Annotated in this window: 5 protein-coding genes; 1 reads left to right on the top strand and 4 read right to left on the bottom strand. The window is 32.7% G+C overall.

Going from position 1 to position 7,015, the window contains the following annotated elements; genetic code table 11:
• The 4 genes from TA89_RS01610 to TA89_RS01595 form a co-directional block, all read right to left on the bottom strand.
• The coding region (locus TA89_RS01610) for a transglutaminase-like domain-containing protein (RefSeq protein WP_040210332.1) at positions 1–1,929 on the bottom strand (1,929 nt) is incomplete at its 3' end.
• Positions 1,930–1,937: 8 nt separating this feature from the next.
• A complete protein-coding gene (locus tag TA89_RS01605) occupies positions 1,938–3,137 on the bottom strand; it encodes a DUF58 domain-containing protein (protein WP_040210330.1) in 1,200 nt (399 codons plus the stop codon).
• Position 3,138: 1 nt separating this feature from the next.
• Positions 3,139–4,080 carry an AAA family ATPase gene (locus TA89_RS01600; RefSeq protein ID WP_040210329.1) on the bottom strand — a complete coding sequence of 314 codons (942 nt, stop codon included), beginning with the start codon at positions 4,078–4,080 and terminating at the stop codon, positions 3,139–3,141.
• A gap of 157 nt (positions 4,081–4,237) precedes the next feature.
• Positions 4,238–5,656 (bottom strand): VanW family protein, encoded by a 1,419-nt coding sequence (locus TA89_RS01595; protein WP_052447262.1) that lies wholly within the window; start codon positions 5,654–5,656, stop codon positions 4,238–4,240.
• 219 nt (positions 5,657–5,875) lie between these two features.
• Between TA89_RS01595 and TA89_RS01590 the strand changes: the two genes are divergently transcribed.
• Complete coding sequence (locus TA89_RS01590; protein WP_040210328.1) at positions 5,876–6,922, top strand: M42 family metallopeptidase; 1,047 nt, start codon at positions 5,876–5,878, stop codon at positions 6,920–6,922.
• Positions 6,923–7,015: the final 93 nt, after the last annotated feature.

The raw sequence follows: 7,015 nt of genomic DNA, 5'->3' as shown, positions 1-7,015 counted from the left end.
TAGTATGCTTCTACTTCTAATTATCTTATAGTATTTATATCTATTATATACTTCCTTTAAAATAGCTAAAAAAACAATAACTGAAATCAATATAATCCCAAGGGAAATATTTTTTAAAGGCTCAGTCTGTTCCTGAGACTCTTCTTGACTTTCAGAACTACCTTTCTGAGGTTTGGGCTGCTGAGGTACTGGCAGTTCTTCCTGAGAATCTCCGCTGCTGCCCGTATTACTGTTTATCAATCTCTGCTCTCTAGGAGTAGTGGAGGTATCTAGGGTTATCCAGTAAGAATTTTGACCATCGCTGAGGTAGGCCTCCGTCCATGCATGTGCATCTTCATTAGTAACGTTATAAAGACCACTTCCGTCTTTTTCAGAGGACATCTTAAATCCCTCTACATACCTAGCGGGAATTCCGGCAATCCTCAGCATCATTGTAAAAGCAGTAGCAGAATAAACACAATATCCTTTCTTTTCTTCAAATAGATAATAATCTATAAAATCCTTCCCTTCAGGAACTTCTGATACATTGAGAGAATAAGGATAATTTTTACTGATATAGCTTCTTATTTTCTCAGCCTTTTCATAATCGCTTATGCTTCCCTCAATGATTTTTTCTACCAGTTCAATGGTCCTTAGGCTTATGCTTTCAGGAATTTCAAGGTATTCTTTCTTTGTTTCCAAAAGCTCTCTAATGTTTGTGGATTCTGTCTTATTTAATTTTATATTACTTAAAAAATGACTTTCTTCTATGAAGTTTACGGAATAACTCTTGTCTATTATATTTGAAAATACAGCGGTTTGATTTTCTTCATTTATATATATATCCCCTCTGTTGCTTTTTATGGTCAAAGGATAGTTAGGTACAAATATCGATGAATCCTTTCTATTTTCAGGGTAAATAACGAGGGTTTTATTATTTAATATGTTATCTTTAATGACCTGTGTTTTTGAAATCATAAACTCTCCGGTTTGAAGGAAGTTATCTTTATCAGTTTTCCATGAAGTACCTGTATATATTTCCTTGGTAGATCCCTTTAAGTAATATGATTTGTCACTTTCAACTTTAAAAACAGGATCACTGTTAAGGGTTAAAGGCCCTCCCAGCTTTTTTTCTGTATTTGAATAACCAGATTGATACAATCCATAAACACTGCTTCTAATTTTATTGTTTTCCTTAGCTGAATTTCCTTTTGAATTTCCCTGTGTAAATCTGTTGTTAAATTTTTCTGTTATTACCTTTGAATATTTCCCTTGAGATTCCTGGGGCATTATAACTATAATAACGGATATTACCACAGCAAATATGGTTATAGGTATACCTACTTTTATTGGTCTTATATTCCTTTTTATCCTCAAAGTATCTAAATGATTCATAAAAATATTGTGGTTATTTATAGAGTAGGTTGCTATGCTTAACACAGAAAAGAAAAACAAACTGCTTTTAACCTCTTTAACATAGTCCAGCATCCACAAAAACATTAATCCTCCGAAGTTTAATAATATCGCCCCATCTAGAAATCCTCTTGCGCTGAACCAAAGCAGTAAAACTGTAATTATAGGTATTGCTATGCTAAATACAGGAATATACTGTGAAAAACTCGTGCTTTTGCCATTGATTAAAAGAATATTAATCTCTTCTATATTTTTAACTATATTATTCAGGAAAAATTCCTGTAAAAATTCTCTGTATAATATAGAGAGTCCTAACAGCCCTGCAGTTACAACTAAAAAAACTGTTACCTTTTGACTGCTGCGATAAAAAACACTGTGGAATATAAAATATACAAAAAGCCCAAGGGTTATAAGCATCAGCACAGTTATTATATTATAGCCTTCTATTTTATAAGCTTTCTTCATTACTCTCAGAATAAATAATATATTAAGATAAATAAGCAGTATATTCATCTTATTTCTATTAAACCATCTCATACTCTCACCTATCTAATATTCTCTCGGCTAAAATTATTTTTATTATTCCTTTCCTGTTCAATCAGGGAATTAATATGGTAATAGCCTATTTGTAATTTATTAAATACATCCTTATATTTTAACGCTGTATCATTCTCTTCCATTATAAACAGCAGTAGGAAATATCCTTTTTCTCTAAGATGCAATACATATCTAATGAGCTTTTCTGTTACTGAAGGAGTTATTATCCCTATTCCGCTTCTTGCAGTAATCCTATGAAGATTTTTATCTATACAGTCTTCAATTGCAATGTTACCATCGCTTTTTTGTTCTAAGAAAAAATCCATAAGCTTCTCAAAATCACTTTTTTCATTAATTCCAAAGTGTGTTTGATGTCTATCGTTGAGTATGAAATTAATCTCAACAGATTTTTTAATCATGTCAGATACTAAGGAAACAGCAAAGTCAACCATAGCTTCCTCTTTTACCCCTCTTGCATCCAAAGCATAATTATTTTCATTCATATCTAAAAACAGCGCAAATTCCTCTCCGGACACTGTTTCATAATTTCTAATAAATAATTCCTGCTTTTTTGCACTCACCTTCCAGTTTATCCTTTTTAAACTGTCTCCTTCTTTGTACTTTCTCATATCTCTTGTATAGTACTGATCTTCTATATTACTTTTGCTTAAAAATGTATTTTTCAGGATGTCATTTCCCTGAAAAACATTTTTATTAAGGTTAAATATATTAGGATATACCTTTATGCTTTTTTTCTTGTCATCGTCTTTTTTAAGGTCTATCAAACCAAAGAGATCTCTAATCCAAATGTTGAATCTACCCAAATGGTATATACCTCTTACAGGAAAATTAACATCATATTTCAAATCCAATTCCTCACCATATTTTAAGGAAAGGACTTCGCCGTTATAATCATTAAATAAATACTTAAACATTTGGTTTTTAATTATTATATATGGTATAAAGAAAACACCTTTGTTCTTTATGGTAACTATAATCTGCTCTTCTGTGCCGCAAAAGTACTCTCTGTCAGGAATTTCTACGTAAACCTTAACGCTTAAAATGTATACTGCAGCAAGTATACATGAAATTAAAAAAGCTACTGCAAAAATATAAAAAAAGGTATAAGGCAGATTGCCTCCCTGCATATAAGCAAATATCCATGCTAAAATCATCAATATTATAAATCTTATATTAAATTTAATCATATTATACTACCTTTGGAACACTAACTCTCTTAATCAAATCCTGAAGAATTCCTTCTTCCGTATATCCGTTAGCCTTACCTAGTGAAGATAAAATAATCCTATGACTTAGCACCAAAGAGATATTTTCTTTTACATCCTCAGGTATAACATAATTCCTTCCTTTAATCAAAGCGTTTGCTTGCGAAATTCTAAGTAAAGTAAGTGCCGCTCTGGGACTTACCCCTAAGCTTATATAGCTGCTGTTCCTTGTCATGTTGGCAATATCTACAATATACTCATTTACAGCGGAATTTGCCTTTACCTCTTTAACCTTTTTTTGGAGGTTAATAATATCATCTCCTGAAGCTACAGAATCAATATTCTGCAGCGGCTCCATTTCTCTATAAACATCTAAAATATTTATTTCTTCTTCTCTTTGAGGATAACCTATTTTAACCTTCATAATGAACCTGTCAAGCTGAGCTTCCGGCAGAATGAATGTACCTTCGTAATCTATAGGATTTTGAGTAGCCAGTACAACAAAGGGTTTCTCCAGGGTGTATGTATAGTTTCCTTCAGATACCTGCTTCTCTTCCATTACTTCAAGCAGTGCTGATTGAGTTTTAGGAGATGTCCTGTTTATTTCATCCGCTAATACTATATTAGAAAAAATAGGACCTTTTTTAAATTGAAATTCCATCTCTTTTTGATTGTAAATAGATATTCCGGTGATGTCAGAAGGCAGCAAATCCGGTGTGAATTGAATTCTGCTGTAAGATAGGCTTAGGGATTTTGCAAGTGCTTTTACAAGAGTTGTTTTTCCTACTCCCGGTACATCTTCAAGGAGAATATGTCCTCCTGCAATAATTCCCTTCATTATATCAGTAATAACATCTTCTTTTCCTATTATAACTTTACTTATGTTATTTATAATATTTTTTAATATTTGCTTTTCTTTATCCATATTTTCACCTCATAAATATTGCTAATTATAATTCTACCACATAGCTGTATTTCAATACTATAATAATGGTAATTATTAATAGATAACTATTGAAAAGCAATTATTTTATCAAAAGCTAAGGCTTCTGCTATATTAAGCAGAAGCCTTAATTTATTAATTATTGTGTTTTTGCAGCTTCATTATTTTGAGGAGCAGCAGGAGCTTTTTTAGTTCCCTTTCTTATCACACCATCAACGGTTTTATAAGTATCTGTGGAAACAGCTTCCCTCTTTATCTCTTTTCCATTTTGATATGTTACTAAATAAGATTTAGCTACATATCCCGTTACCGGTTTCTTTTCAATTTCCGTCTTACCATCTTCAAGGTTTGGATCTTCTATTGTTCTTATCTTAGGTTGATTAACCTTAACTATATCTGAAATTAGCTGATAGCTTTTTCCACCCATTCCTTCTTTATTTCCATATATATTAAATGTAAGATTTCTGTTTTTTGTTACGGCTTCAATGTAAACAGGGAAATCATAATTATTTTTAAATTTATAATCAATAGCTCCCCAAACTACAGTCGCATCCATTCCCACCTTTAAATAACTCACAGGCATGGAGTGGTTAGTTCTGTCTACGGACCTCAGGTTTGCCATCATAGCTGCTACATAAAGTGTACTGGAGGTTTGACATATTCCTCCTCCTATTCCCTGTTCAACCTTATCTCCTACATATACTGCCGCATCCTGATATCCTCTTGCCTTAGATCTTTCTCCTACGGTTTTGTTATAGCTAAAAACCTCTCCCGGCATGAGCAGGGTTCCATTTATTGAACTTGCAGATAAATCAACATTATGTGCTCTAGCTGCAGTAGAAGAAGTATAGTTTGTAGTATAGGAGGATATTTTACTATTTATCTTACCTAAGGTTTCAGCGGTTATCTTTGGTTCCACCGCTTCAGCTTTAGCTTGTACAATTATATTCTCTTTTATACCTTCGGTTATCCTGCTGTTAATCTGGTTTTCAAGATCTTCTGTATCAACCTTATAGCCTTTAACATCCTGGGTGATTTTAATATTGCCTTCATTTATTTTTATTTTTGCATTTACCGGCTCCTTATCTAATTCATTGGCAATATCCTTGGAGAAGTTTGATATAACCTCTTTATTATAGGTAAAGGCTGTAGGAATATTCTTTTCAATTGGGTTTTTTATTAAAGAATATTTTTTAAACATGTTAAGCTCTTTACCATAACCATAGGCTTCATTAACAGCCTCTTCAAGATTATATTTTATTCCCAGTTTATCCAGGCTCAGATTGTATTCTTTATCTCCTACTTTAGCAGTTATACTGCTGCTGTTAATTTTGCTGTTATATCTGTCATTTAATATCTTAAGCGCTTCTTCCTTGGTCTTTCCTGATACCTCTGTACTTCCAATCTTTATACCCGGATAAATAATATTAGTCCATTGATTAACCTTTGAATAGGTATAAGCGGTATATGCCGAGGCACCGCCGATTATTGCTGCTGCAGCAATACCAGCTATAATAAATGGAGTCTTGCTCCTTTTTACTTTTTTATTTTCACTCATGGTATCCTCCTTCTCCCTTTAATTATTATACTATATCCCCTTAAGAATATGAAATAATAATTTAAAAAAAATTAACATATTATGTCTTAAAGTTAAAGTTTCCTCATTTACTAATACGCGTAGTTAATATAATAGTTACAATCAAACTGTTTTTATGTGATTTATTGAATATGTTAATTTCTTAAAATAACATGTATAATTTATATTGAGGTGATTTTTATGAAACACAATCTAAAAAATAAGAGCATTTTGAAATATCTAAAGGATATACTGGCAATTCCAAGCCCAACAGGCAATACCTACAATGCTATGGACTATATAGTAAAGACCTTGAAAGAAATTGGTGCAGATTACACCATTACCAACAAAGGTGCTGTTATAGCCTCCATAAAAGGAAAAAATGACAATTACCAGAGAACTTTCTCAGCCCATTTAGATACCTTAGGTGCTATGGTAAAGGAAATAAAATCAAATGGATCTTTAGGGATAACTCCTGTAGGAGGCTTTATGATGTCTTCTATAGATGGAGAAAACTGCCTCATAGAAACTATTGATAACAGAGTTTATACAGGAACTATACAAAATATAATGCCTTCCGTTCATATAAGTGGAGATGAGGCAAGAGAACTAAAAAAAACAGCAAAAAATATGGAAATCATACTGGATGAAAAGGTGTTTAACAAAGTAGATGTTGAAGGTTTAGGAATTAATATAGGAGACTTTGTAAGCTTTGATACCAGAACGGTGTTTACTGAAAAAGGCTTTGTTAAAAGCAGACATTTAGATGACAAAGCAAGCGCAGCAGTTTTATTATATATAATTGAATATATAATCAGCAGCAAAATAGAGCTTCCATATACAACAAACTTCTTTATAAGCAATTATGAAGAGGTCGGTCATGGAGCTAAAGCTTCACACCCTGTAAACACCAAAGAATTCATTGCAGTGGATATGGGGGCTCCCGGTCCTGGTCAAAACTCCTCTGAATATTCAGTGTGCATATGTGCTAAAGATTCCTCAGGTCCTTATGACTTAGAGCTTAAAAAGAAGCTGGTTCAGGTATGCAGAGATAACTCTATTTCATACAAAATTGATATTTACCCTTATTATGGCTCAGATGCCTCCGCTGCTCTTTCTGCAGGCTGGGATTTTAAAACAGCACTAATAGGGCCAGGAGTATTTGCTTCTCATGCATATGAAAGGACCCACTCAGATGCACTTATGGCAACAGCTCAGTTGGTTTTGGAGTATTCTCTCACTGAGTAGTACAATATTAATTAACTACACATATTATAAGTCAAAAAAGAAGGATTTCTGTGTATATCCAGAAATCCTTCTTTAATTTATTCTTGTTTTCGT

It is taken from the genome of Clostridium polynesiense, from assembly GCF_000820705.1.
GTDB classification, from domain to species: Bacteria; Bacillota; Clostridia; order Clostridiales; family Clostridiaceae; genus Clostridium_AA; species Clostridium_AA polynesiense.
Note: the sequence above shows the minus strand (reverse complement) of the source record. Positions and strands in the feature narration are given on the sequence as shown.